Source organism: Burkholderia sp. Bp9004 (genome assembly GCF_003858025.1).
Taxonomy (GTDB): Bacteria; Pseudomonadota; Gammaproteobacteria; order Burkholderiales; family Burkholderiaceae; genus Burkholderia; species Burkholderia diffusa.
Genome location: NZ_QTQD01000006.1, coordinates 37,403 through 63,353, shown reverse-complemented (window position 1 = coordinate 63,353; position 25,951 = coordinate 37,403). Strand labels below are relative to the sequence as shown.

General features: G+C 68.3%; 27 protein-coding genes. 15 read left to right on the top strand and 12 right to left on the bottom strand.

Annotated elements, in window-relative coordinates; translation table 11 throughout:
* Positions 1-25: 25 nt before the first annotated feature.
* Positions 26-1,447, bottom strand: coding sequence for a cytochrome ubiquinol oxidase subunit I (locus DIE08_RS09325; RefSeq protein WP_124901708.1), 1,422 nt, complete (start codon positions 1,445-1,447; stop codon positions 26-28).
* Between the two features lie 491 nt (positions 1,448-1,938).
* Between DIE08_RS09325 and DIE08_RS09320 the strand changes: the two genes are divergently transcribed.
* The 3 genes from DIE08_RS09320 (at position 1,939) to ltaE (ending at position 4,035) form a co-directional block, all read left to right on the top strand.
* Positions 1,939-2,262 (top strand): hypothetical protein, encoded by a 324-nt coding sequence (locus DIE08_RS09320; RefSeq protein ID WP_124901707.1) that lies wholly within the window; start codon positions 1,939-1,941, stop codon positions 2,260-2,262.
* Between the two features lie 13 nt (positions 2,263-2,275).
* Positions 2,276-2,803, top strand: a complete 528-nt coding sequence (locus DIE08_RS09315) for a YMGG-like glycine zipper-containing protein (RefSeq protein ID WP_124624412.1) — start codon at positions 2,276-2,278, stop codon at positions 2,801-2,803.
* A gap of 218 nt (positions 2,804-3,021) precedes the next feature.
* Complete coding sequence (gene ltaE, locus DIE08_RS09310; RefSeq protein ID WP_124901706.1) at positions 3,022-4,035, top strand: low-specificity L-threonine aldolase; 1,014 nt, start codon at positions 3,022-3,024, stop codon at positions 4,033-4,035.
* Positions 4,036-4,145: 110 nt separating this feature from the next.
* Here the strand turns inward: ltaE and DIE08_RS09305 are convergent, their stop codons facing one another.
* Together DIE08_RS09305 and DIE08_RS09300 are read right to left on the bottom strand one after the other, a co-directional pair.
* Entirely contained in the window at positions 4,146-4,358 is a 213-nt protein-coding gene (locus DIE08_RS09305) for a DUF1059 domain-containing protein (protein ID WP_059598956.1), read from the bottom strand.
* 106 nt (positions 4,359-4,464) lie between these two features.
* A complete protein-coding gene (locus DIE08_RS09300; RefSeq protein ID WP_059598957.1) occupies positions 4,465-5,370 on the bottom strand; it encodes an HTH-type transcriptional regulator ArgP in 906 nt (301 codons plus the stop codon).
* 226 nt (positions 5,371-5,596) lie between these two features.
* Here DIE08_RS09300 and DIE08_RS09295 point away from each other — a divergent pair, with 226 nt between their 5' ends.
* Positions 5,597-6,667 (top strand): rhodanese-like domain-containing protein, encoded by a 1,071-nt coding sequence (locus DIE08_RS09295; RefSeq protein WP_124901705.1) that lies wholly within the window; start codon positions 5,597-5,599, stop codon positions 6,665-6,667.
* Positions 6,668-6,791: 124 nt separating this feature from the next.
* Complete coding sequence (locus tag DIE08_RS09290; protein ID WP_059608119.1) at positions 6,792-7,451, top strand: glutathione S-transferase family protein; 660 nt, start codon at positions 6,792-6,794, stop codon at positions 7,449-7,451.
* Between the two features lie 136 nt (positions 7,452-7,587).
* On the opposite strand, the gene DIE08_RS09285 is transcribed toward DIE08_RS09290, so the two are convergent.
* From DIE08_RS09285 to DIE08_RS09275, 3 genes are all read right to left on the bottom strand, one after another.
* The gene (locus tag DIE08_RS09285; protein WP_059608079.1) at positions 7,588-8,283 is read right to left on the bottom strand and encodes a phosphatase PAP2 family protein; all 696 of its coding nucleotides are present in this window, start codon (positions 8,281-8,283) and stop codon (positions 7,588-7,590) included.
* 524 nt (positions 8,284-8,807) lie between these two features.
* Complete coding sequence (locus DIE08_RS09280; RefSeq protein ID WP_124901704.1) at positions 8,808-9,446, bottom strand: 2-hydroxychromene-2-carboxylate isomerase; 639 nt, start codon at positions 9,444-9,446, stop codon at positions 8,808-8,810.
* Between the two features lie 133 nt (positions 9,447-9,579).
* Entirely contained in the window at positions 9,580-10,359 is a 780-nt protein-coding gene (locus DIE08_RS09275) for an IclR family transcriptional regulator (RefSeq protein WP_124901804.1), read from the bottom strand.
* A gap of 213 nt (positions 10,360-10,572) precedes the next feature.
* Here DIE08_RS09275 and DIE08_RS09270 point away from each other — a divergent pair, with 213 nt between their 5' ends.
* The 4 genes from DIE08_RS09270 (at position 10,573) to DIE08_RS09255 (ending at position 15,367) form a co-directional block, all read left to right on the top strand.
* On the top strand, positions 10,573-11,559 hold the full coding sequence (locus DIE08_RS09270) for a hydroxymethylglutaryl-CoA lyase (RefSeq protein ID WP_124901703.1): 987 nt from the start codon (positions 10,573-10,575) through the stop codon (positions 11,557-11,559).
* A complete protein-coding gene (locus tag DIE08_RS09265; RefSeq protein WP_124901702.1) occupies positions 11,556-12,851 on the top strand; it encodes a CaiB/BaiF CoA-transferase family protein in 1,296 nt (431 codons plus the stop codon). The genes DIE08_RS09270 and DIE08_RS09265 overlap by 4 nt, the downstream gene beginning before the upstream one ends.
* Positions 12,852-12,936: 85 nt before the next feature.
* Complete coding sequence (locus DIE08_RS09260) at positions 12,937-14,241, top strand: MFS transporter (protein ID WP_124901701.1); 1,305 nt, start codon at positions 12,937-12,939, stop codon at positions 14,239-14,241.
* Between the two features lies 1 nt (position 14,242).
* Entirely contained in the window at positions 14,243-15,367 is a 1,125-nt protein-coding gene (locus DIE08_RS09255) for an amidohydrolase (protein WP_124901700.1), read from the top strand.
* Between the two features lie 25 nt (positions 15,368-15,392).
* On the opposite strand, the gene DIE08_RS09250 is transcribed toward DIE08_RS09255, so the two are convergent.
* The 3 genes from DIE08_RS09250 to DIE08_RS09240 form a co-directional block, all read right to left on the bottom strand.
* The gene (locus DIE08_RS09250) at positions 15,393-15,869 is read right to left on the bottom strand and encodes an SRPBCC family protein (RefSeq protein ID WP_059608082.1); all 477 of its coding nucleotides are present in this window, start codon (positions 15,867-15,869) and stop codon (positions 15,393-15,395) included.
* 120 nt (positions 15,870-15,989) lie between these two features.
* A complete protein-coding gene (locus tag DIE08_RS09245) occupies positions 15,990-16,475 on the bottom strand; it encodes an SRPBCC family protein (protein WP_124901699.1) in 486 nt (161 codons plus the stop codon).
* A complete protein-coding gene (locus DIE08_RS09240) occupies positions 16,438-16,815 on the bottom strand; it encodes a helix-turn-helix transcriptional regulator (RefSeq protein WP_124624388.1) in 378 nt (125 codons plus the stop codon). Before DIE08_RS09240 ends, DIE08_RS09245 begins: the two co-directional genes overlap by 38 nt.
* Before the next feature lie 196 nt (positions 16,816-17,011).
* Between DIE08_RS09240 and DIE08_RS09235 the strand changes: the two genes are divergently transcribed.
* Both DIE08_RS09235 and DIE08_RS09230 read left to right on the top strand, forming a co-directional pair.
* Complete coding sequence (locus DIE08_RS09235) at positions 17,012-17,542, top strand: GNAT family N-acetyltransferase (RefSeq protein ID WP_124901698.1); 531 nt, start codon at positions 17,012-17,014, stop codon at positions 17,540-17,542.
* Between the two features lie 171 nt (positions 17,543-17,713).
* Positions 17,714-18,292, top strand: coding sequence for a hypothetical protein (locus DIE08_RS09230; RefSeq protein ID WP_124901697.1), 579 nt, complete (start codon positions 17,714-17,716; stop codon positions 18,290-18,292).
* 163 nt (positions 18,293-18,455) lie between these two features.
* Here DIE08_RS09230 and fabV read toward each other — a convergent pair whose 3' ends face one another.
* The gene (gene fabV / locus DIE08_RS09225) at positions 18,456-19,658 is read right to left on the bottom strand and encodes an enoyl-ACP reductase FabV (protein ID WP_124901696.1); all 1,203 of its coding nucleotides are present in this window, start codon (positions 19,656-19,658) and stop codon (positions 18,456-18,458) included.
* 205 nt (positions 19,659-19,863) lie between these two features.
* On the opposite strand from fabV, the gene DIE08_RS09220 reads away from it, so the two are divergent.
* The 4 genes from DIE08_RS09220 (at position 19,864) to DIE08_RS09205 (ending at position 23,027) form a co-directional block, all read left to right on the top strand.
* Positions 19,864-20,397, top strand: a complete 534-nt coding sequence (locus tag DIE08_RS09220) for a GbsR/MarR family transcriptional regulator (protein WP_006760784.1) — start codon at positions 19,864-19,866, stop codon at positions 20,395-20,397.
* 144 nt (positions 20,398-20,541) lie between these two features.
* Entirely contained in the window at positions 20,542-21,795 is a 1,254-nt protein-coding gene (locus tag DIE08_RS09215) for an SDR family oxidoreductase (protein WP_124901695.1), read from the top strand.
* On the top strand, positions 21,792-22,262 hold the full coding sequence (locus tag DIE08_RS09210; protein WP_059608090.1) for a DUF2269 domain-containing protein: 471 nt from the start codon (positions 21,792-21,794) through the stop codon (positions 22,260-22,262). Before DIE08_RS09215 ends, DIE08_RS09210 begins: the two co-directional genes overlap by 4 nt.
* Positions 22,263-22,403: 141 nt before the next feature.
* Positions 22,404-23,027 (top strand): glutathione S-transferase family protein, encoded by a 624-nt coding sequence (locus tag DIE08_RS09205; RefSeq protein WP_124901694.1) that lies wholly within the window; start codon positions 22,404-22,406, stop codon positions 23,025-23,027.
* Positions 23,028-23,093: 66 nt separating this feature from the next.
* Here DIE08_RS09205 and DIE08_RS09200 read toward each other — a convergent pair whose 3' ends face one another.
* Positions 23,094-24,497 (bottom strand): serine hydrolase, encoded by a 1,404-nt coding sequence (locus DIE08_RS09200; protein WP_124901693.1) that lies wholly within the window; start codon positions 24,495-24,497, stop codon positions 23,094-23,096.
* A gap of 193 nt (positions 24,498-24,690) precedes the next feature.
* On the bottom strand, positions 24,691-25,857 hold the full coding sequence (locus tag DIE08_RS09195) for a hypothetical protein (protein WP_185715841.1): 1,167 nt from the start codon (positions 25,855-25,857) through the stop codon (positions 24,691-24,693).
* Between the last annotated feature and the right edge of the window lie 94 nt (positions 25,858-25,951).

Here is a 25,951-nt window from a genome sequence, read left to right as displayed (position 1 = left end):
TTTCTCGTTTGCGAATGGGGTGGGCTCAGACGGTCTCGATCAGCTCGTCGACGGCCGACATCGGGCGGCGCGCGGTGTGATCGGGGCGCGTGTCGGGCATGTCGTGTTTCGGGTCGTGCTTGACGTCGGGCAGCGCGGGGCCGGCCTTCATCAGCTTCAGCATGTAGTACACACCGGTGCCGAACACGAGGAAGTACACGATCACGAACGTCATCATCGACAGGCTGACCTGCTGCACCGAAAGCGGCGACACGGCCTGCGCGGTGCGCATCACGCCATACACGACCCACGGCTGGCGGCCCGCTTCGGTCGTCACCCAGCCCGCGAGCAACGACACGAAGCCGGTCGGACCCATCACGAGCGCGAAGCGCTGGAACCACTTCGATTCATACAGCGTGCCGCGGCGGCGCAGCAGCCATGCGAGCGCGGCGAGGCCGATCATCGCGAAGCCGAGGCCGACCATGATCCGGAAGCTCCAGAACACGACCGTCGAGTTCGGGCGGTCCTCGGGCGGGAAGTCCTTGAGCCCGCGGATCTCGCCGTCCCAGCTGTGCGTGAGGATCAGGCTGCCGAGATGCGGCACCTTCACCGCGTAGCGGGTGGTCTCCGCCTGCATGTCCGGAATGCCGAACAGGTTGAGCGCAGTGCCGCCCTTTTCGGTTTCCCACAGCCCTTCGATCGCGGCGATCTTCGCGGGCTGGTGCTTCAGCGTGTTGATGCCGTGCTGGTCGCCGATCACGGCCTGCAGCGGCGCGAGCACCAGCAGCAGCCACAGCGCCATCGAGAACATCTTCTTCACGCCCTTGTCGCGGCGCCCCTTCAACAGGTGCCAGGCGCCCGTCGCGGCCACGACGAGCGCGGCGACGATGAACGCGGCGATCGCCATGTGGAACAGGCGGTACGGGAACGACGGGTTGAAGATGATCGCGAACCAGTTGGTCGGCACGATGCGGCCGTCGACGATCTCGAAGCCTTGCGGCGTCTGCATCCAGCTGTTCGACGCGAGGATCCAGAACGTCGAGATCAGCGTGCCGATCGCGACCATCAGCGTCGCGCCGAAGTGCGCGCGCGGGCTCACGCGATTCCAGCCGAACAGCATGATGCCGAGGAAGCCGGCTTCGAGGAAGAACGCGGTCATCACCTCGTACATCAGCAGCGGGCCGGTGACGGCGCCGGCGAAGCTCGAGAAGCCCGACCAGTTGGTGCCGAACTGATAGCTCATCACCACGCCGGAGACGACGCCCATCCCGAACGCGACCGCGAAGATCTTCGACCAGAACAGGCAGAGGGTTTTGTAGTACTGCTTGCCGGTCTTCAGCCAGCGATATTCGAGCACGGCGATGAAGCTGGCGAGGCCGATGCTCAGCGCCGGGAAGACGATGTGAAAGGAGACGGTGAACGCGAATTGCAGGCGGGCCAGATCGAGGGCCGAAAAAGCGGTGTCCATACCAGTTGACCGAGGCTGACGATACCCGCCGGCGGGTGCCGGCGGACCCCGGCCGACGGGGCATCGGGGTTGGCTGGAGTATGTGCCGCGATATTGCGCCGCGAAATGCGCCAACTCGTCGCAGATGTCCAGTCCGCCGCGCGCGTTTTCGGGATAAATCGTTGATTCGTATCAACAACACCGGTCGTCGCGTGCGCGATCGTGACGTGGCGGTCTGTCGCACGTGCGTCAATATGGCGCGTCGCGTCATCGGAACGGCGCGTTGCGAACCGGCGTGCTGCGTGGCGCCGCCGCCTGTGGCCAGTCCGTTTCGGCGCGTTGACGCGTAACGCGTGCAGTCCCGCTGGCGGGCCCTGGCTGACGGGGCCGGTTACATGGGTAATGTCGCGCAACATTGGCGCCCGCGCCTGTAATGGCTGGCGAATCGCGCACGGCGTAGCGTTCGATATGTCCGGTTCGTATCGACGAACCGTCCTGCCGGAGAACGTGACGTGAATGGATTGAAGCTCGCACTGGGCGCGGTCGCCGCGGTGGCCGTCGCGACGGGCGGCGTCGCGCATGCCGCCCGGGTCGGCGTGTACGTCGGCCCCGGTTACCCGTATTACTACCCGGTCGTTCCGGCGCCGTACTACTACCCGCCGCCCGTCGTCGTGGTGCCCGTCGATCCCGGTCCGCCGCCGGAGTACGTCGAGAAGGACCAGCCGCAGCAAGGCGGCGCGGACGTCTGGTACTACTGCGACGCGTCGAAGCATTACTACCCGTATGTGAAGACCTGCAAGTCGGGCTGGCGATCGGTGCCGGCGCGGCCGCAATGAGGGAGGCCCGACGATGAACCCCATGATTCGATCGCTGCGTGTGCCGGCCGTGCTGGCGCTGGCCGGCCTGCTCGGCGCGTGCGCGTACATGCCGACCGGGCCCAGCGTGATGGCGCTGCCGGGCACCGGCAAGTCGTTCGACCAGTTCCGCGTCGACGATGCGAACTGCCGCCAGTACGCGTTCCAGCAATCGGGCGGCGTGAGCGCCGGGCAGGCGTCCACCGCGAGCGCGGTCGGCAGCGCGGCCGTCGGCACCGCGCTCGGCGCGGCTGCGGGCGCCGCGTTCAACGGCGGCTCCGGTGCGGCCGTCGGCGCGGGTGCCGGGCTGCTCGCGGGCAGCGTCGTGGGCGCGGGCGCCGCGCAGGGCTCGGCCTACGACGTCCAGCGCCGCTACGACTACGCGTATCTGCAATGCATGTACGCAACCGGCAACCGCGTGCCGGTGCCGGGAGGGATGAGCGGCGGATATGTCGGAGGCGCGCAGCGCGCGGCACCGCCGATGCCGCCGCCGGGTGTCCAGCCACCGCCGCCGCGCTATTGACGATGCCGCCCCGAATGCCGGACTCCCCGCCCCGGCGCGGGGCGCGTCGCTTCGTGCCGGTCGCGGGGGGATCGTGCGGCGGTGGCGCGCGATCGAGCGCCGCTTCCTTGGGCGGCGCGATGCATCGGCAGGCGCTGCGCGAATTGCGTACACTCTGAGTCTCGTTTCGGCAGGGCCGGGCGCATCGGTTCCGGTCCGCGTTCACTCAGGGCACGAAGATGATCGATTTACGCAGCGATACCGTTACACGTCCGAGCCAGGCGATGCTGGCCGCAATGACTGCCGCCGAAGTCGGCGACGACGTATGGGGCGACGACCCGACCGTGCTGCGCCTGCAGGCGGTCGCGGCCGAGCGGGCCGGCAAGGAGGCCGGCCTGTTCTTCCCGAGCGGCACGCAAAGCAACCTGGCTGCGCTGATGGCGCATTGCGAACGCGGCGACGAATACATCGTCGGCCAGCTCGCCCACACCTACAAGTACGAAGGCGGCGGCGCGGCCGTGCTCGGCAGCATCCAGCCGCAGCCGATCGAGAATGCGCCGGACGGCACGCTGCCGCTCGCGAAGATCGCCGCGGCGATCAAGCCGCTCGACAACCACTTCGCCCGCACGCGCCTGCTCGCGCTCGAAAATACGATCGGCGGCCAGGTATTGCCGGACGGCTATGTGCAGGAAGTCGTCGCGTTCGCGCGCAGCCGCGGGCTGGCGACGCACCTCGACGGCGCGCGCGTGTGCAATGCGGCCGTCGCGTCGGGCCGCCCGATCGCCGAACTATGCGCGCCGTTCGATACCGTGTCGATCTGCTTCTCGAAAGGGCTCGGCGCACCGGTCGGTTCGGTACTGGTCGGCAATCGCGCGCTGGTCGAGCGCGCGCAGCGCTGGCGCAAGGTGCTCGGCGGCGGGATGCGGCAGTCCGGCATACTCGCGGCGGCCTGCCTGTATGCGCTCGACCACAACGTCGAGCGGCTCGCCGACGATCACGCGAACGCCGCGCATCTCGCCGCCGGCCTCGCGCGCATCGAGCCGGTGAAGGTGCTGTCGCATGCGACGAACATGGTGTTCGCGCAATTCCCCGAAGCCGATTGCGCGCCGCTCGAGGCGTGGCTGAAGGAACGCGGGATCCTCACGCAGATGCTGTACGCGTCGCGCTTCGTCACGCACTGCGACGTGTCGCGCGCGGATATCGATACCTTCATCGACGCGGTTGGCGCGTATTTCGCGCAGCGGCGCGCGTAAGGTGGAATGCGCCGGCCGGCGCCGGGGGCGCAGGCGCGGCGCGAAGCGGGAGTGGGGAGGCGACGGGGCGGTGCTGTGGCCCGTCTGTCGATATCTGGCGTGCCGGTGGACTACGCGTGCCGGGGCATGTCGGCGGGCGGCGTGCCGTCGCGGAACAGTGCTTTCAGCTGCGTGCGAAGTTCTGCGCTGTCGGTGTGCTGGTGCACCGAGACCGCATGCTGCACGGCGGCCTCCAGGAGTTCGTTGTCGGAGTCGGCGGAAATCGCGACCGAGCAATGCATCGCGCTGGGAAACTCGCGGCAATCGATATAGCGGCGGGACATGATGTTCTCCTCACGGGAAAGGGAACGGCTGGATGTGCGTGATCGGCCGCGCGGCGCGTTCGCGAGGCCGATGAAAAAAGTATAGGCGACGTGCCGGCGACGCTCGTCACGACAGCGGCGCGAGCAGTCGGCGCGCCGCTTCGACCACCCGCGTGGACAGCGATGCCATCGTCGGCGACTGCACGGTCCATGCGTGCCAGTAGAGCGCGATATCGGTCGGATGCATGGGCGCGAGATCGACGAGTCCCTGCGCGTCGAGCGGCGCGCCGCCGATCAGCGGCTCCGGCACCATCGCGTAGCCGAGCCCGTGCCGCACCGCCGCGAAATGCGCGTGCGTGCCCGGCACGTAATGGCACGGATACGCGCCTTCGGGCAACCCGAATTTCTCCTTGAGGAACGTGGACTGCAGCGTGTCGCGCCGCGAATACGCGACGACCGGTGCGACGCGCGCGCTCGTGCGACTCAGGCCGCGCGGGAACCAGCGCCCGGCGAACGCGGCGGCCGCGAGCAGCCGGTAGCGCATCGTGCCCAGCGGCGTCGCGACGCAGCCGCGCATCGGCTTCGGCTCGGTCGTCACGCAACCGACGGCCATCCCGCTTTCGAGCAGCGCGAACGTGTGATCCTGATCCTCGACGATCAGCTCGAACAGGATGCGCTCGCCCGCGAGCACCGACGTCAGTGCGGGCAGGAACCAGGTGCCGAGGCTGTCGGAGTTCAGCGCGATCGTGACCGAGATCGGCGATTCGCGCTCGGCCGCGAGCGTGCTTTGCAGGTCGGCCTGCAGCAGCGCGACGCGGCGCAGGTGCTGCAGCACGCGCTGTCCGGCCACCGTCGGCCGGCACGGACGCGTGCGCAGCACGAGCGGCGTGCCGAGGCTCGCCTCCAGCGCGCGCACCCGCTGCGTGACGGCGGATGCGGTCACGTGCAGGCGCACGGCGGCCTGCTCGAAGCTGCCGGTGTCGGCGACGGCCAGCAGCGCGGCGGCCTGCTTCGGATCGATCGTCATCGACATGTCGACGCAATTCCTGTGAACGTAAGACGAGAACAGGCGGTAGTGTAAGGCAGCGCGCGCGACGCTACGGGCGCGGCATGACACCTCACATCATGCAACGATGCGGGTGGCGTGCGCGTTTTGCACTACCCTGTATGAACGCGCGCCCCGCGCGGCGGGTGTCGCAACCGGCACCCTTCGCACTATCCGCACAACCCGCACGCCCAGCCGACGGAGCGACTTCGCCATGATCTTCCGGCAACTCTTCGACCCGCAATCGTCGACCTATACGTACCTCCTTGCCGACGGCGCATCGCGCGAAGCGCTGCTGATCGATCCCGTGTTCGAGCAGGTGCGACGCGACGCGGCACTGCTCGACGAACTCGGGCTAAGGCTCGTCGCGACCGTCGACACGCACGTGCACGCCGATCACGTGACGGGTGCGTGGCTGCTGAAGCAGCGCACCGGCAGTGCGATCGCGATTTCGGCCGCGAGCGGCGCGCAGGGCGCCGACCGTTACCTGAACGACGGCGATCGCTGCGCATTCGGCACGCGCTACCTCACCGTTCGCGCGACACCGGGCCACACGAGCGGCTGCATCAGCCTCGTGCTCGACGACGAATCGATGGCGTTCACCGGCGACTGCCTGCTGATACGCGGCACCGGCCGCACGGATTTCCAGCAGGGCGACCCGCGCGCGCTGTATCGCGCGGTGCACGGCCGGCTGTTCACGCTGCCGGCCGCCTGCCTGCTGTATCCCGCGCACGACTATCGCGGGCTGACGGTGACGAGCGTCGGCGAGGAGCGGCGCTTCAACCCGCGCCTCGGCGGCGATCTCAGCGAGGACGATTTCGCGGGCTACATGCGCAATCTCGGGCTCGCGCATCCGCGCCAGATCGACGTCGCGGTGCCGGCGAACCTGCAGTGCGGCGTGGCTGCGAACGCACCCGACGCGCACGCGGTGGCCGACTGGGCGCCGCTCGTCTACACGTTCGCCGGGTTCTGGGAAATCGATCCGCAGTGGCTCGAAGATCACCTGCCGGAGGTGCAGGTCGTCGACGTGCGCGAGCCGGACGAATTCTCGGGCCCGCTCGGCCATCTGCCCGGCGCGACGCCGATTCCGCTCGGCGAACTGGCCTCGCGCACCGACGAGCTCGCGCGCGACCGGCCGATCGTGACCGTGTGTCGTGCCGGCGGCCGCTCCGCGCAGGCGACGGTGATCCTCCTGAAGGCCGGTTTCGATGCGGTCGCGAACCTCGGCGGCGGGATGCTGCGCTGGCGCGGCGAAGGTCGCGTCGTGATGGACGGCCGGTCGTAACGGCGCGATACCGCATACAAAAAAATGTTCGGGCCGCTGTCGAATCGGCGAGGCGCCGTTCGTCGTCAAGGTATCCGATCACATGGCGCCGCATGACGCGGCGCCGAAACCCGAGAGCCCCGCGATGACGCCGACGCTATACGCCCATCCCTTTTCGTCCTACTGCCAGAAGGTGCTGACCGCGCTGTACGAGAACGGCACGCCGTTCGCGTATCGCGTGCTCGCGCACGACGATCCGAAGCCGATGCAGGAACTGGCCGCGCTATGGCCGATGAAGCGTTTCCCGGTGCTCGTCGACGCGGGCCGCACCGTGATCGAGGCGACGATCATCGTCGAATACCTCGACCTCTACCATCCGGGCCCCGTGCGACTCGTGCCCGACGACCGGCGCGCGGCGCTGGAAGTGCGGACGATGGATCGCTTCTTCGACAACTATGTATCGACGCCGCAGCAGAAGGTCGTGTTCGATGCGCTGCGTCCGGCGCACGAGCGCGATGCGCGGGGTGTCGCCGACGCGCGCGCGATGCTCGAAACGTCGTATGCGTGGCTGGATCGCACGATGGCCGATCGCGAGTGGGCGGCCGGCGACCGCTTCAGCCTCGCCGACTGCGGCGCGGCGCCGTTCCTGTTCTACGCGGACTGGACGCACCGGATCGACCCGTCGTTCGCGAACGTGATCGCGTATCGCAAGCGGCTGCTTGCGCGGCCGTCGTTCGCGCGGGCGGTCGACGAAGCGCGGCCGTATCGTGCGTTCTTCCCGCTCGGCGCGCCCGATCGCGACTGACATGCGCGGCCGCGGGTGCCGACGCGGCGGCGACCTGACCGGCGGCGTGCGCATGGCGTGATGCCGCCGCGCAGGGCCGGCAGCGCGTGCCTGGGCGTCGTGACGACAGCAGCGGATGCATGGCGGCGCCGTCCCGTTACATCGCCGTATGCTTGACCGACTGCGCGAGCGTCAGCAGTTCGTCGAACTGCGTGATCAGCTCGAAACACAGCAGGAACGCGAGCGTATAGGCCGGCGCGGGGAAGCGCCGGATCGCCTCCAGCACCTGCGGCGCGAAGCGCGATCGAATCGCATCGCGCGTCAGCAGCCACGCGATCGCGATGCCGATCGCGGCACCGGCGATCAGGTCGGTCGGATAGTGATAGCCGAGATACGCGCGCGGCACGCAGATGAACACGACCGCATACAGCAGCGCGAGCACGCCGGCCCGGCGCGCGATGATGAAGATGCCTGTTGCGATCGCCATCCACAGCATCGCGTGATCGCTCGGAAACGAACTCCACGCCTGAAGCGTGGCCGCGCGCAGTTCCTCGGACGGGAAGTGCAGGTGCAGATCGGGGTTGTAGATCGGCCGCACGCGGAACGGCAGGACTTTCGCGAGCAGCCGGCCGAACGCGAGCGCGACGAGCCCGCTCGCGACCGTCGCGATGACCAGCTCGCGTTGCCGTTCGCGTTCCGGTCCCGGCTGGAACCACAGCCAGCACAGCACGGGGATGAGGATGAAGCCCTTGAACGTATAGAGGCCGGCGATCACACGGATCGCGTGATTCATCAGCGGTCCGAACGTGATGTGGGTGAGGAAGGTCTGGATCGCGGTGTCGAAATTGTTCATGTTCTGCGACCCCGGCGGACACGCAGCACATGACACGCGACCGGCAGGGATCAGGAAGCGCGCTCGCACGGGAGCGCAATGGGGGGCAAGTATGTCACCGGTAATTTCGAAGAAAATGGGAAAAAATACCGGGATTCCCCTTAGAAAACGTGATTTTCCGATGGGGCCGGATTGGGAATGACCGTGCGGCGCGGTCATGTCGAATCATCTGACGGTTGCGCGCGCGTTCACTGCGCATCGTCGAAAAATAATGTGTTGAACTGGATAATCCGGTGGGCGATCGCGCACTTGCATCGGATGACCGAATGCGCGTCACATCCCGCGCGGATCTGCCGTGCTGCGCCGGGCCGCGAAGCACCGAACGAAAATAAAAAGAAAAGGTGTGCAAGCCGTGTTGGGCTGCCCGCTCCGCATTTGCCTGCAGCGCTCGCGCCCCAAGCGCTGCTCGTGGACTTCGTCGCGATGATGCGCGAAGCCCGCTGCTCGTCGAAGGGCGCGACACGCAAGCGTCGTCGCGCGTGTCGTCAACCGCGCCGGATACCTTCGGGCAGCGCGCTGATGCGGCGCACTTCGGGCGAGTCGAGCCACGCGCGCGACGTCGCGCAGTCGACGAACATGTCGGTCGCGTCTTCGCCCCAGAACAGGTCGCCGTCGAGTTCGAAGGTCGGCACGCCGAACACGCCGTGCGCGATCGCCTGATCGGTGTTCGCACGCAGCGCGTCCTTCACCGGTTGGGCTTCGACGGCCGTCACGCCTTCCGGAAAGCCGACCGCCTCGCACAGCGCGGCGAAGCCATCCGGCGTCGATACGTCCTGGCCGTCGCGCCAGATGTGGCGGAAGATCCGCCGGATCGCGTCGGGCGAGCCGCCCATCGCGATCGCGAGGCGCAGCGGCCGGATCGGGTTGAACGGATGGGCGGGCGGCATCCGGAACGGAATGCCGAGCTTGTCCGCGCGGTATTGCGCGTGGCGATACGTGAAGATGCGCTTCGCCGCGATCTCGGCCGGCGCCTTCTGGCCCCAGTGTGCGAGCAGCGCGCCGAGCACGATCGGCTTCGGCTCGTATGCGGCGGCAGGCGGTAATTGGTCGAACCGTTCCTGCTGCAGATACGCGAACGGCGAAACGAAATCGAAATACCAGGTGGCGGTGCGCGCGGCGTTCATCGTGGGGTTCCCTTGCGTGTCCGGACGGCGGTTGCATGTGCGGCGCCGTTCGACGGCGTGCTGCATGCGTCGACGGCCAGTGTCGCATGCGGCCGCCTTTTGCGCTGCCTCATCGCCGCATGCGCGCGGCCGGTTAGGGCTGGGCGGGGCCGTCCGGTACCGCGAACCGGGCGAGACTGTCGCGCACGGCTTGCGCATCGTAGCGCGCGCCTGCGCCGCCGAGCGCGACGGTCGCCTTCTGCGCGAGCGGCAACAGCATCGCGAGCGCCGCGGCCATCGCCGGCGCGGCGGCAAGCCGCGATTGCGGACCGGACACCGTCAGTGCGCCGACGCAGTCGCCGGCCGCGCCGAACACCGGCACGGACGCCGACGCGGTTTCCGGGTCGCGCTCGCCGTAGGACGCGGCCCACAACTGTTCGCGCACGTCGTTCCAGCGCGCATCGTGCGGCTCGGTGAACGCGAGCAGCACCTTCCCCGACGCCCCTTGGTGAACCGGAAACTCCTCGCCGACCCGGATCGACACGCGCACCGTGCGCGTGGGTTCGACGCGGTAGAGCACGGAGCGCATGTCGCCATGGCGCACGTAGAACGATGCCGTCTCGCCGAGTTCGCGGCTGAGCGTCTCGAGCAACGGTTCGACGACCGGGCCGACCCGGAACGAGCGCTGATACAGCGCGGCAAGCCGCAACGGCTCGTGTCCGACCGCGTACTGGCCGTCGTCGAGCTTGCGCATGAAGCCGCCGTGCTCCAGCGCGGCGAGCAGGCGCAGGATCGTGCTCTTGTACAGCCCGGTGCGGCGCGACAGTTCCGCGAGCGACAGCCGGTCGTCGGTTTGCCCGAAAGCGTGGAGGATCGCGAACGCGCGATCGAGGACGGCGACGCCGCTGGAGGCTTCGGCCGACGAGTCGGGCATTTCGTCGGTGTGATCTGCGGGAGTCGAGGTCGGGGGCACGGCGCGTTGTTCCTTTCGGTGGCGGTTGACCGACTATATCGTTCTGTCTGACAGAACTCAAGTTCCAAAAAACCGCAATTTCACGGGTATACCCCGCTTACAGCCGATTCGACACGCCTCTAAAGTTCCGTCAAACAGAACGGTGTTCTTTCAGATAGAATCTTGAGGTGTCGAATGCGTGTTTCCGAAAGTCCGAAGGTGCTGGTCAGCGAGGTCGGTCCGCGTGACGGCCTGCAGAGCATCAAGGCCGTGATGCCGACGGCCGACAAGTTGCGTTGGATCACCGCGCTCGCCGAAGCCGGGCTGCGCGAGATCGAGGTCGGGTCGTTCGTGCCCGCGCGGCTGTTGCCGCAGATGGCCGACGTGCGGGAAGTCGTCGCCCATGCGCTCGCGATTCCGGGGCTGCACGTCGCCGCGCTCGCGCCGAACCTGCGGGGCGCCGAAAGCGCGTTCGACGCGGGGGTTCACAAGCTGACGTTGCCGGTATCGGTGACCGAAGCGCACTCGCTCGCGAACATCCGCAAGACGCCGGCGCAGATGATCGACGAAGTGCGCGCGATCGTCGCGCTGCGCGATGCGCGTTTTCCGTCGGTGCAGATCGAGGCGGGCGTGTCGGTGGCGTTCGGCTGCACGATCGCCGGCGCGGTCGCCGACGACGAGACGATCGCGATGGCCGTCGCGATGGCCGAATGCGGCGTCGACGAGATCGGCCTGTCCGATACGAGCGGTTACGCGAATCCGGCGCAGGTGCGCCGGCTGTTCATGCGCCTGCGGCGCGAAGTCGGCGGCAAGGCCGGCGGCGCGCACTTCCACAACACGCGCGGGCAGGGGCTCGCCAACGTCGTCGCGGCGCTCGACGCAGGCGTGACGACGCTCGACGCGAGCCTCGGCGGCCTGGGCGGTTGCCCGTATGCGCCCGGCGCGACCGGCAACGTCGTGACCGAGGACCTGGTGTTCCTGCTGGAGTCGATGGGGTACGACACGGGCATCGACGTCGACGCGCTGCTCGCCGCGCGCGCGATCCTGCAGGCGGCGCTGCCGGCCGAGGCGCTGTACGGCCACGTGCCGGACGCGGGGTTGCCGAAGGGTTTTCATTATGCGGACGGCCGTGCGCCGACCGCGGCCCAGCCGGAAGGCTGCCTGACCGGAGTCGCGCAATGAACGATCGCCAACCGGCTTCGCCGCTGCCGTACGAAGGCGTGCGCGTGATCGAGATGACGCACATGGTGATGGGCCCGACCTGCGGCATGCTGCTCGCGGATCTCGGTGCGGAAGTCATCAAGATCGAACCGATCGCGGGCGACAGCACGCGTGCGTTGCGCGGTTCCGGCGCGGGTTTCTTCGGAATGTTCAACCGCAACAAGAAGAGCATGGCGGTCGACGTGAAGGATCCGCGCGGGCTCGAGATCGTGCGGCGGCTCGTCGCGACGGCGGACGTGTTCAGCGAGAACTTCAAGAGCGGCACGATGGACCGGCTCGGCCTCGGTTATCCCGCGCTGTCCTCGCTGAATCCGCGCCTGGTGTACGTGTCGCACAAGGGCTTCCTGCCGGGCCCGTACGAACATCGCACCGCGCTCGACGAAGTCGTGCAGATGATGGGCGGCCTCGCGTACATGACGGGCCCCGAAGGCCGGCCGCTGCGTGCGGGGTCGAGCGTGAACGACATCATGGGCGGGATGTTCGGCGCGATCGGCGCGATGGCCGCGCTCGCGCAGCGCGAACGCACCGGCCGCGGGCAGCAGGTGCAGAGCTCGCTGTTCGAGAACAACGTGTTCCTCGTCGCGCAGCACATGATGCAGTTCGCGGTGACGGGGCAGGCCGCGTCGCCGATGCCGAGCCGGATCTCCGCATGGGCGGTCTATGACGTGTTCTCCGTCAAGGATAACGAACAGATCTTTCTTGCGGTGGTGTCGGACACGCAGTGGGCGCTGTTCTGCGACGCGTTCGGTTTCGCCGCGCTGAAGGACGATGCGCGCCTCGCAACGAACAACCTTCGCGTGCAGGCCCGCGACTGGCTGCTGCCCGAACTGCGTGCGCGGCTCGCCGCGCATTCGGCTGCGGAGATCGGCGCGATCTTCGAATCGATCGGCCTGCCGTATGCGCCGATCACGAAGCCGCAGGACTTGTTCGACGATCCGCATCTGCTGGCGACGGGCGGCCTCGAAGCCGTGACGCTGCCGGCCGATGCGAGCAGCGCCGGCCGCCCGGTCGACACGCGTACCGCGATGCTGCCGCTCACGCTCGCGGGCGAGCGCCTGCGGCTGCGCTCGGCGCCGCCCGCGCTCGGCCAGGACACCAGCGCGCTGCTCGGCGAGCTCGGCTATACGCCGGACGACGCGCGGGCGCTGATCGAAGCCGGCGTCGTCGCGGGGCGGCACGCGCACGGCGCGCACGATCAACCGCCGGCCATGCCGGGCGATGTGCCGTCGCCGAACGAAGTGGCGAGCGCGTAGCGCCGCCGCGATCCATCGAACGAACACAGGGCATCCCGGCCGCGCGATCGTGCGGGCGCGGACCGCCGCATCCACGGAGACAACCATGACATCCGCTTCCCCGGCGCTGGCCGCCGATCGCGAGACCGACGCGACGATCGAGCAACGGGCCGTGCGCAAGGCCGCATGGCGCTTCATTCCGCTGCTCGCGCTCGCGTATTTCTTCAACTATCTCGACCGCACGAGCGTCGGGTTCGCGGCGCTGACGATGAACCGCGATCTCGGCTTGACCGCCACGCAGTTCGGCTGGGGCGCGGGGATCATGTTCGCCGGCTATTGCCTGTTCGAAGTGCCGAGCAATCTCGCGCTGTACCGCTTCGGTGCGCGGCGCTGGCTGGCTCGCATCATGATCACGTGGGGATTGATCGCGGCGGCGACCGCGCTCGCGGCGGGCCCGGCCAGTTTCTATGTGATCCGGTTGCTGCTCGGCATCGGCGAGGCCGGTTTTTTCCCGGGCGTGATCTTTTTCCTCGCCGTGTGGTTTCCGGCGAGTTACCGCACGCGCGTGCTCGCCTGGTTCACCGTGTCGACGCCGCTGTCGTCGCTGATCGGCGGTCCGCTGTCGACGTGGCTGCTGCAGATGGACGGCGCGCTCGGTCTCGCGGGCTGGAAGTGGATGTTCATCGTCGAAGGGCTGCCCGCGTGCGCGCTCGGCTTTCTCGTCCTGAAGCTGCTGTCCGATTCCCCGGCCACGGCCGCCTGGCTGTCGGACGACGAGCGTGCCGCACTGCAGCGCGCGTTCGAGCGCGAAGGCGCCGCCGGCCGCAAGAAGCGTTTCGGCGTCGCGTTGCGCGACGTGCGCGTGTACCTGCTCGCGCTGATCTCGTTCGGCTTCACGATGGGCTCGTACGGCATCGGCATCTGGCTGCCGCAGATGCTGAAGGCGCACGGGATGTCGACGATGCAGACCGGCTGGCTGTCCGCGGTGCCTTACTTCTTCGCGACGATCGCGCTGCTGTGGTGGGCGAAGCGGGTGGACCGGCGCGGCGGCCCGATCGCGAACCTCGCGATCGGCCTCGCCATCGGCGCGGTGGCGCTCGGCGTGTCGACCCATTTCCTGACGCTCGGGCCGGCGCTGGTCGGCATCACGCTCGCGCTGGTCGGCACGATTGCCGGACGCACGATCTTCTATACGCTGCCTTCGCGCTTCCTGTCCGGCGAGGCCGCGGCCGGCGGACTCGCGCTGATCAATTCGATCGGCGCGCTCGGCGGATTCGCGGGCCCGTATCTGGTCGGCTACCTGAAGGACAGCTTCGGCACCTTCACGGCCGGGATGCTCGGCCTCGCGATCGTGCTGGCGCTCACGACGCTGCTGACGCTGTCGCTGTACGCGTTCGACCGGAGCGAATGACATGGCCATCTCGATAAAACGACGCCGCTTGCTCGGTGCGGCCGCCGCATCGCTCGCACTGCCCGCATGTGCCGAGATGCGCGCGCCGGCTGAAAACGGAGCTTCCCGCATGACGACGCAAAGCAACTATCTCGCGGTGCGCAACGACTGGCTTGCCTCGGCGCTCGAGCCCGCGCTCGAACCGGATCTGCCGATCGTCGATGCGCACCATCACTTCTACGAGCGGCCGGGCTGGATCTACATGCTCGACGACTATCTTCAGGATGCGCGCGCCGGACACAACATCCAGGCCTCCGTCTACATGCAGGCGCTGACGCGCTATCGCGATGCCGGGCCGGTCGAACTGAAGCCTGTCGGCGAGACGGCATACGTGGCCGGCGTGACGGAGCCGCTGCAGCGAAGCGGTCCGGCCGTCGCGAAAGGCATCGTCGGGCATGCGGACCTGCGGCTCGGCGCACGCGTGCGCGACGTGCTCGAAGCGCATCTCGATGCGGGGCGCGGACGCTTTCGCGGCGTGCGGCACCTGAGCACGTGGGATGCCGACCCGTCGCTCGCCAACCCGTTGTCGGCGGTGCCGCGCGGGCTGCTGCTCGATCCCGCGTACCGGACCGGCGTCGCGCAGCTCGCGCCGCTCGGGTTGTCGTACGACGCGTGGCTGTTCTTTCCTCAGTTGCCGGAGTTGTTCGATCTCGCGAAGGCGAACCCCGACACGCGGATCGTCGTCAATCACTGTGGCGGCGTCGTGCGGATCGCGAGCTACGCGGACAAGCGGCCGGAAGTCTTCGAGCGCTGGCGGACATCGATGCGCGAACTTGCCCGGCTGCCGAACGTATTCGTGAAGGTCGGTGGCCTCGGCATGCGGATCAACGGCTTCGATTTCGAGAAGGGCGCGCGGCCGCCGTCGTCCGAACAGCTCGCCGACGCATGGAAGCCGTGGATGCTCACGTGCATCGAGGCGTTCGGCGCCGAGCGCTGCATGTTAGAGAGCAATTTCCCGGTCGACAAGGGTTCGTATTCGTACGTGAACGGCTGGAACGCGTTCAAGCGGTTGACCGCGCATGCGGGCCCGAGCGAGCGCGATGCGCTGTTCCGCGGGACCGTCACGCGCGCGTACCGGCTCGGCTGATGCGTCCTGCGCCCGTCGCCTCGCGCTAGCCCGTCTCGACCAGCGCGGCCAGCCGGGCGAGCGCCATTTGCCAGCCGGCCTCGTTGTCGGCGGCCGGCACGCCGGGCGGCACACCGTCATGTACCGCATCGATGCGTGTGCCGCCTGCTTCGTCGGACAGCATGATCGTGACCGTCATCGCGCCGCGCAGCATCGGATCGTCGGTTTCGAACACGTCGATTTCGACGATCTTCTGGTCCGGCACGAGCGTCACGAAGCGGCCGTGATAGGTGTCGGTGTGCGCGGTGGTCTTGCCGGTGCCGTCCGAAGGTGCGTCGTAGCTCAGCGACACGCGCAGCGCGCCGCCTTCGCGCGCGTCGTATGCGTGCACGCGGCACGTCATGCCGTCAGGCACTTTCCATTGTTCGACGGCGCGCGGATCGAGCAGCGCGCGGTAGACGCACTCGCGCGGCGCGTTCAGGTGCCGGCTGACCCGGGTCGAATGCGTATGCATGTGCAGCATATGGCCTCCCGCGGAACGCGCACGACGGCGCACGCCGGATGCCGGCGTCTCGTCATGCTCCCTTCAGGAATCCTAGGCGCGCGCGCGGCCGCATGCAATGGCCCGCGCATGCGGCCGCATTCAGCGCAACGCGGCCGCGAATTCGTCGAGCTGCGTGATGCAGATGTTCCAGCCATCGAAAAAGCCGAGGGCCTCGTGCCGCTCGCGCGTGGCGGCATCAGGGTGCATCACGCGCGCCTCGTAGCGGCAGCCGGCGTCGTCGTCGGCCATCGTGATGACGGCCGTGAAGCCCAGCCACGGCACCTGCGGCCGCCAGCCGCCCGTGAGCATCGACGTGAATACGATTCGCGCTTCCGGCACGATGTCGAGGAAGCAGCCGGGGTTGTCGCTCGTGCCGCCGTCGGGGCCGCGCATGAACGTGTGGAAGGCGCCGCCCGGGCGCAGGTCGAACGCGTGCACTTCGGTGGTCCACGGTTTCGGGCACCACCATTGCTTCAGCAATTCCGGGTCGGTCCATGCGCGCCAGAGTGCCTGGCGCGGCGCGCGCAGCGTGCGCGTGATGACGAGGTCATGGGCTTCGGCGGGGTCGACGTGGCTGGCTGACATGCGCTTGCTCCTCCTGGTGACGGCGTTCGACGAATTCCACGAGACGATCGGAGCGCGCTTCCCAGTGCGCGCGCTGCGCGGCGAGCCACTGCTCCGCCTCCGCCAGCCGGCCGGCGACCAGCTCGCAGGTGCGCGAGCGGCCAGTCTTCCGGGTCGTGACGAGGCCGCTGCGCTCGAGCACCGCGAGATGCTTCATGAACGATGGCAGCGCCATGTCGAACGGCGCGGCCAGTGCCGAAACGGTCCGCCCGCCATTGCCGAGCGCGCCGACGATCGCGCAGCGTGTCGGATCGGCGAGTGCGTGGAATACGTCGCTGATGCCGGGTTGAAAGTTAGCCATGTGGCTAAGCATAGGCGATTCAGCCGGATTTTTCATCGCGTAGCATGATGGGGCGGTAACACGCGCCAATCGGGCCGGGCGCCGTGTTGCCGTGCACCGGCCGCCGTTATGCATGCATCGACCGCACGCCGGCGTTCCATACGATCCGGGCGCACGCCGACCGAACGCGTGCCCCACCTGATATACCGGAGAGGGTATGACCGAACCCGTGACCGTGCGCCGCCTCGATGCGAGCGAAGCGCATGCGCGCATCGACGCGCTGGCCGACGTGCTGATCGATTGCGTCGAGGGTGGCGCGTCCGTCAGTTTCATGTTGCCGATCGAGCGTTCGACCGCCGTTGCGTTCTGGACGCGCGTCGCCGATGGCGTCGCGGGCGGCGAGCGCATCCTGCTCATCGCCGAGGACGTCGCCGGCCGGATCGTCGGTACCGTTCAGGTCGTGACCGCGCAGCCGGAGAACCAGCCGCATCGCGCGGACATCGCGAAGATGCTCGTGTCGCGCCATGCACGCCGGCAGGGGATCGCGGCGCGGCTGCTGACGGCTGCCGACGAAGCCGCGCGCGATGCCGGCAAGACCGTGCTCGTGCTCGACACCGTGACGGGCGGCGATGCCGAGCGTCTGTACGAGCGGGCCGGCTGGCAGCGCGTCGGCGTCGTGCCGAACTTCGCGCTGATGCCCGACGGCGCATTGTGCGCGACGACGTATTTTCACAAGCAGCTCGCGTAACCGGGCTGGATGCGATCGCACTCCGGTTCGCGATCGGCGCGCAGTGCGGCGGAGCGGGGCCGTGGGCCGGACGCCGGACGCTGGACGGAAAAATGTCGGACGGCGACGGCGCCGCTCCGATATATTCGTGCTGGAACACGCCACCGCCATGCCAACGGAATCGCCGCCTCGATGAAACGCTCCCATGTCGCCTTCGCCCTCACGGGCCTGCTCGTCGCGGTGCCGATTGCCGCCTATGCGCTCGTCAAGCCGCTACGCGTCGTCGCGCCCGCGCTGCTTCCCGGCGTGTCTTGCCCCAGCGCGGACATCTGCACGGACGATGCCGCGAAGTTCGACGCCGCGCAGCAGCTCTATCGCGACGGTTATGCGCGCGCGGCGGCGGCCGTGGGCCCGTTTCGCGAGGCACCGCGCGTCGTGTTCTGCTCGACGCGCGAGTGTGCCGACAAGTTCGGTCTCGGCGAGCGCGCGGCCCTGACGCTCGGGGATTTCGGCGTGGTCGTCGCGCCGCGCGGCTGGCAGACCTACTTTCTTGCGCACGAGCTGATCCATCATCGTCAGGCCGAAGTGCTCGGCAACCTCGCGGTGGCGACCAAGCCGCGCTGGCTGATCGAGGGGATGGCGTATGCGCTCAGCGACGATCCTCGTCATCCGCTGACGGAGCCGTTCGAGTCGTGGCGCGCGCGTTTCGGCGCGTGGCATGCGGCGCTGGGTGGACAGCCGCTGTGGGATGCCGCAAGGGCGGTGAAATAGCGCGGGACGCGATCGCCCGATACGCGGATGGCGCCGCCGACGCGCTCGCACGGCAAGTGCGAACCGCGCTGCCGGCGGCGGTGCCCGACGGGGTGACGCCGTTCGGGCTTCGCTGCTGGAGAGTCGGCCCGCCGCCACGCGTCGCGCGCGGCGGGCACGGTCGTCAGACCGTGGTGTCGATGATGCCCGGGATCTTCACGTCCGGGTTCACGTCCGCGTCGTAGTCGACGCCGGCGATCTCGAAGCCGAACAGGCGCAGGAACTCGGTCTTGTAGCCGGCGAAGTCGGTCATCTCGTACAGATTCTCGTTCGTCACCTTGTCCCACATGGCGACGACCTCGGCCTGCACTTGCGGATCGAGTTCCTTGTAGTCCGCGCGCAGGCGGCCTTCGTCGTCGATGTGCGGCGTCGCGCCGTACATGCTGTCCTTCAGGAGCCCGTAAACCTGCTCGATGCAGCCTTCGTGCGTGCCCTTTTCCTTCATCACCTTGAACAGCAGCGACAGGTAGAGCGGCATCATCGGAATCGCCGAGCTCGCCTGCGTGACGACGGCCTTGAGCACCGACACGCGGGCGTCGCCGCCGTGCGCGGCCAGCTTGTCGCGGATCGACAGCACCTTCTTGTCGAGATCCTTCTTCGCTTCGCCGATCGAGCCGTTCCAGTAGATGTCGTGCGTGATCTGCTCGCCGAGATACGTGAACGCGGTCGTCTTCGCGCCGTCGGCCAGCACGCCGGCTTCAGCGAGCGCGTCGATCCACATCTGCCAGTCCTCGCCGCCCATCACGGCGACGGTGCCGTCGATCTCTTCCTGCGTCGCCGGCTCGAGCGAGACTTCGCGGATCACTTCCTTGTCGGTGTCGAGGCCGCGGAACGTGACCGACTTGCCGACCGGCTTCAGCGTCGAGCTGATCGTTTCGCCCGTCTTCGGATGCGTGCGGCGCGGTGCCGCGAGGCTGTAGACGACCAGGTCGACCTTGCCGAGATCCTGCTTGATGGTGTCGATCGTGATCTGCTTGACCTTGTCGGAGAATGCGTCGCCGTTGATGCTGCGCGCATAGAGCCCCTTTTGCGCGGCGAACTTCTCGAACGCGGCGCTGTTGTACCAGCCGGCGGTGCCCGGCTTCGTGTCGCTGCCGGCGCGCTCGAAGAACACGCCCAGCGTGTCCGCGCCCGAGCCGAACGCGGCCGAGATCCGGGCGGCGAGGCCATAGCCCGTCGACGCGCCGATCACGAGCACCTTCTTCGGGCCGTTGGCGATCGGGCCGTGCGAAGTCACGTAGTCGATCTGTTCCTTGACGTTGGCTTCGCAGCCGACCGGATGTGTCGTCACGCAGATGAAGCCACGCACGCGCGGTTTGATGATCATGGAAACCTCTATTCAGAAAGGCGGGGGACGGCCTGAAATCGGAAAAATCCCGCGCATTGTAATGGAAGCGGGCGGGCAGGGCGGGAAACGCGGGCGGTGGCGGCATTCGCAGTTGCGCGGGGTCGGACCATCGATGCGGCGATTTGCGTAGCGGCCAGATATTTCTCTCTTGACAGAAATAACTGAAAAAACTAAATTTCCCGACATGGAACTCACACCGATTGCCGAACGATTCATCCTCCACTGGGGCGAAATGGGCTCGCGGTGGGGCGTCAACCGCACTGTCTCGCAGATTCATGCGCTGCTGTACCTGGCCGGAAGGCCGGTCGCGGCCGACGAGATCGCCGAGACGCTCAACGTCGCGCGCTCCAACGTCAGCACGAGCCTGAAGGAGTTGCAGGCGTGGCGGCTCGCGAAGGTCGTGCACGTGCTGGGCGATCGCCGCGACCACTTCGAGACGTCGACCGACATCTGGGAACTGTTCAAGCTGATCGTCGAAGGGCGGCGGCAACGCGAGATCGAACCGACGCTCACGGTGCTGCGCGATTGCCTGACGAGCCCGGAGATCGCCGACGAGAGCCGCGAAACCGAACAGCGCATTCGCGACACGCTGCAGTTCGTCGAGACGCTCACGACCTGGTCGGACGAGATGCTGCGGCTCAAGCCCGACACGCTGATGAAGGCGCTCGGGATCGGCGCGAAGATCAGCCAGACGGTCAGGCGCAAGTCGTCGAAGTAGGCGGCACCGGACGTGCGGGCACGCAGCCCGCTTTTTTTGGGATTCAATATTTCTGTCTTTACAGAAATAACTGTACATAGAGGATGAAAAAATGAACGAGATCATGCTGCCGATCCGCCGGCATTCCGCATCGCGGAGTGCGACATGAACATCCTCGTCTGCGGCGCGAACGGCTTCATCGGGCGGGCGCTGAGCGCGCGGCTCGAGGCCGGCGGCCATCGCGTGCTGCGCGGCGTGCGGCATGCGGTCGGCGCGCACGACGTCGCGATCGACTTCGCGAAGGATGTCGATCCCGACGCGTGGCTCGCCCGGCTGGATGGCGTCGACGTGGTGATCAATGCGGTCGGGATCATCGCCGACCGGCGTGATGCGACGTTCGACACCGTGCATCGCGCGGCGCCCTGCGCGCTCTTCACCGCATGCTGCCGTGCCCGCGTGCGACGCGTGATCCAGATCTCGGCGCTGGGCGTCGAGCGCGGCGACACGCCGTATTTCGCCAGCAAGTACGCGGCCGACACCTTCCTGCAGACGCTGCCGCTCGATTACCGGATCGTGCGTCCGGCGCTCGTCTACGGAACCGCCGGCACGTCCGCCCGGTTCTTCCGGATGCTCGCGAGCCTCCCCGTGCACGTGTTGCCTGCGGGCGGCCATCAGCGGCTGCGCCCCGTGCACGTCGACGATCTCGCCGAGCTCGTCGCGCGGCTCGTCGATGCGCCGGCGGCCGGCCGTCCGGTCATCGACGCGGTCGGTGGCGACGAAGTCGAGTATCGCGAGATGCTGAGCGTCTATCGCGCCGCGCTGGGTTTCCCGCCGGCGGCGCGCGTCGCGCTGCCGAGCCCGCTGGTCGGCACGGCGGCCGCGCTGCTCGGCACGATGCCGGGCGCGATGCTGACCCGCGACACGTGGACGATGCTGCGCGGCGGCAATACCGGAGATCCCGCCGCGCTCGCGGCCGTGCTTGGCCGGCCGCCGCGCGGGCTGCGGGATTTCATCGGCGCGAACGCGGCCGCGCTGCGCTGCGATGCGCTCGCGATGTGGCGGCGGCCGCTGCTGCTCGGCGCGCTCGCGATCGTCTGGATCTGGACGGCCATCGCCAGCGCGTTCATTCATCCGCGGCACGACAGCCTCGCCATGCTCGCCCGCGCCCACCTGAGCGGACTGCCCGCGCTGATCGCGCTCCACGGCGCATGCGCGCTGGACTTCGCGTTCGGCGTGGCGACCGTCGCCGCGCCGTCCCGCCGTCTGTGGGCCGCGCAAGGCGCGCTGATCGTCGCGTATTCGGCCGTCATCGCGGCCACGATGCCCGGCCTGCTCGCCGAGCCGTTCGGCCCCGTGCTGAAGAACGTGCCGATTCTCGCGATCCTGTTGATCCTCTTTTCAGAAGAAGAACACGCATGAGCACCTATCTCGTGATCAAGACGCTGCATATCCTGTCCTCGGTGCTGATGGTCGGTACGGGCTTCGGCACCGCGTTCTACCTGTTCTTCGCGAACCGCACGTGCTCCGTGCCGGCGATCGCCGCCGTGTCGCGCCTCGTGGTGCGCGCGGACTGGTGGTTCACGACGCCGGCCGTGCTGTTCCAGCCCGCGTCCGGGCTGTGGCTCGCGCATGCGGCCGGCTGGCCGTGGACGACGCCGTGGCTGATCGCGTCGATCGTGCTGTATGCGGTCGCGGGCGCGTGCTGGCTGCCGGTCGTGTGGCTCCAGATCGAGCTGGCCGCGATGGCGAAGCTCGCGCATGCGAATGGCGATGCCGAGCTACCGGCGCGCTACTGGCGTTATGCGAAGCGCTGGGAGCTGCTGGGCTATCCGGCGTTCTTCGCGATGCTGAGCGTGTATTTTCTGATGGTGGTCAAGCCTGTGTAAGCGAAGCAGCGGGGCCGCGCGCAGCGGTTTCGCCTGACGGCCTGTCGATTCCCGTGAGCTCGTGTATAACTTCGGCAGGAGCGCGTTCGGGCCGTTTCGCGCGGTCCGAACGCTTCGCATTCGACCTCACAAGGAGCCTGCATGCTGCACATCCTCGGCAAGATCCCGTCCATCAACGTTCGCAAGGTGCTGTGGCTGTGCACCGAACTCAACCTGCCGTTCGAACAGGAAGACTGGGGCGCGGGCTTTCGCACGACCAACGATCCGACCTACCTCGCGCTGAATCCGAACGGCCTCGTGCCGGTCATCAAGGACGACGACTTCGTGCTGTGGGAGTCGAACACGATCATCCGCTATCTCGCGAACCGCTATGGCGGCGACGCGCTCTACCCGGCCGAGCCGCGGGCGCGCGCACGCGTCGACCAGTGGATCGACTGGCAGGGCACGGACCTGAACCGTTCGTGGGTGGGTGCGTTCCTCGGCCTCGTGCGCAAGTTGCCCGATCACCAGGACCCGGCGGCGATCGCGCAGTCGATCGCGGGCTGGACGAAGCACATGCAGATACTGAACGCGCAGCTCGAGGCGACCGGCGCGTTCGTGGCCGGCGACCACTTCACGCTCGCCGACATTCCGATCGGCCTGTCGGTGAACCGCTGGTTCGGCACGCCGTTCGAGCACCCCGAATTCCCGGCGGTGAAGCGCTACATCGAGCGTCTGGCGACGCGCGAGGGCTTCAAGCAGTACGCGGGCAGCGCGAACCCGTAACGCATTGCATCTCACGCGCGTCGCGGCGGCGTGACTGCCGCTGCAACGCTGCCTCCCCGCGGCACGTCACGTGCCGGATGCCGGTACGGCCTCGAGCACGCGCGCGAGAAACGCCTCGTGATTCCACGCGGATTCCGGCCGCGACAGCCCGAGCCGCACGACCACCAGCTCGCGGCTCGGCACCACGCTCACGAACTGGCCTTCATGGCCGACCGCATGAAACGCATCGGCGGGCAGTGGGCGCGCGTGCGGATCGCGATCGTTGAACGGCTCCGGCACCTTGACCCATAGATGCGCGCCGAATTCTCCGCGCGTCGACAGCGGCGTTGCGCGCGTCAGGTAGCGCACCCAGCCTTCCGGGAGCCGCCGCTGCCCGTCCCACACCCCGTCCTGCAGCAGAAGCTGCCCGAAGCGCGCCCAGTCGCGCGCGCTCGCATACATGAACGACGCGCTGCCGAGCGTGCCGGCCGCATCGGGTTCGAACACCGCGCTGCGCATCCCGAGCGGCGCGAACAACGCGCGGCGCGGAAACGCGAGGTAGTCGCGCTCGGTGCCGCCCATCGCCTCGCGCATCACACGTGCGACGATCGCGCTCGTGCCGCTCGAGTAGTACCACTGCGTGCCGGGCCGCGCGGCGAGCGGCTTGGCCGACGCGAAGCGCGCGGTGTCCGGCTGCGTGAACAGCATCACGGCGACGTCGGACAGCGGGTCGTCGTAGTCCTCGTTGAATTGCAGGCCGCTCGTCATCCGCAGCAGCTCGTCGAGCGTGATCGCCGCGCGCGGGTCGCCGCTGTCGCGCCATTCCGGCAGCAGCGCCGACGTGTCCGGCGACAGCTTGTGCTGCGCGACGAGCATGCCGGCCAGCGCGGCCGTGACGGTCTTCGTCATCGACCAGCCGGGCAGCGGCGTGTCGGCCGTGAAGCCGGGCGCATAGCGCTCGGCGATGACCTGGCCGCGCCACATCACGACGACCGCGCGGGTGCGCCGCGGCCGCGCCGGATCGGGTTCATCGAACGCGCGGTCGAGCGCGGCCTGCAGCTTGCGTGCGTCGATGCCGGCGGGCGGTGCGGCCGGCGCCGCTTCCTGCGCGGGCGGCGGATCGGGGACGGGCGGCAGCGCCGCCGGCAGCACGCCGGGCGACGGCCCGAGCGCGAGCGTGCAGCCGAGCCCGGGCCGGAAGTCCGCCTCGCGTGGCGCGAACCCGGCGAACGTTGCGACGGCACGATGATGCTCGGGATCGATCGACGGGCGCACCAGTTTCAGCAGCGGGTGCACGCCGGCCATGATGTCGACATCGATCACCGACGCGGCCGGACGGCCCGACACGAACACGCCGGAACACAGCGCCTTCGCGGCATAACCCGTCGCGATCGGGGCGAGCCGCGACAGCATGTAGCCGGTATAGCCGAGCGCGGCGACGAGCGCGACGGCGACGCCGCGCAGGATCAGCGATTTGAAGGGGATCGTCATGCGCGAGCGTCCTCGGTGGCGTGCCGGCCGGCAACGATCCGGCAGTGTCGCAGGTTCGGGCGAGCGGTGGCAATCGCGGGAGTGGCGACGCCGGGCGGCGTCGATCAGGCGGCATGGTGCCCGGCGTGTGCGAATCGCATGTGTCGATCGAGCAGGTTCGAACGGGCCGCATTCGGCCCGTCCACGCGGTGCGTCATTGTGCGTTGTTGTCGTCCGAACGCAGTGTCCAGATCGTCGCGGTATTCGTGTTGTCGTCGACGGCCGCGAATTCCGGCTGGCCTTTGCTGCCGTGCCCGAACGCGAGGCCGAATGCCGCTCCCGGCACGGTATCGACCTGCATCTGCGCGACGAAGCGTCCGGTCACCGTGAATTCGACGATCTCGCTCGGTTGCTGCGGGTCGGGGTTGACCGCGTCGCCGTTGGCGGTCACGAGATGGCCGTTCGGCGCGAGCGCCAGTGCGAGCGGTCCGTGCAGGTGCGCTGCGTCGGCGTAGATCATCCGTCCGACGCCGGCGTTGCGATTCGTCGACGCGGCGTTCTGGATCGCGAACACCGCGTTGTCGCCGGTGGACGCGACATACAGCACGTCGATGTTCGGGTCGTACGCGAGGCCGGTCGGGCCGACCACCAGCGCGTTGGGATCGGTCCGGTTCACGTAGCCCGACGCGATGATGCGCGAGCTCTGCAGCATCCTGACGCCATCGCTGCCGATCACCAGTTCGATCCGCGCGACCGTCCCGTTCAGCACGTTCGACACGAACGCGGTCACGCGCTGGCCGCGGTCGATCACGGTCATGTCCCACGGTCCGTCGAGCAGCGTGCTGCTCGACAGTTGCGTGACGAGATTGCCTTGCGGACCGATGACGAGCAGCGAGCCCGGAGGCACGACGGTCTTGCCGTCCGGCGCGGGGACGTTGCCGACCAGCACGAACCCGCTGCGCAGCACCGCGAGCGCGGTCGTCAGGCCGAGATTGCTGCCCTGGAAGAACGTCGTCGGCGTCTGGCCGGGCGACAGCTTCACGACCGTCGTGCCGGTGCCTTGCGCGTTCGACGCCGCGTTGAAGTTGGACACGACGACGTCGCCCGGTTTGAGCGTGCTCCAGCTCGGCACGCCGCGCGGCACGAAGGCGATGCCGTACGGATTGATGTCGCCGTTGGCGGGCACGGTCGACGCGGTGACCGACGAGACCGGCAGGATCGCATCGTTACCGCCGGCCCACGCGAAAGCCGACGACAATGCGACCAGCCCGGCGCCGCAAGCCGCGCGGCATAGCGTGCGCGTCATCGTGCGACAGGCGTGGGCGAGGAGCGGCGGGTGAATGGCGAGGGCGGGCGAACGACAGGAGGGGAGAGGATCCATGGCATGACTCCGGTTGGTGATCGCGAGCAGTCATCCCGGCTGCCGTCCTGCGCAGCTGACGGATGTCCGGTGCGGATCCGCGGTCTTGCCGTGC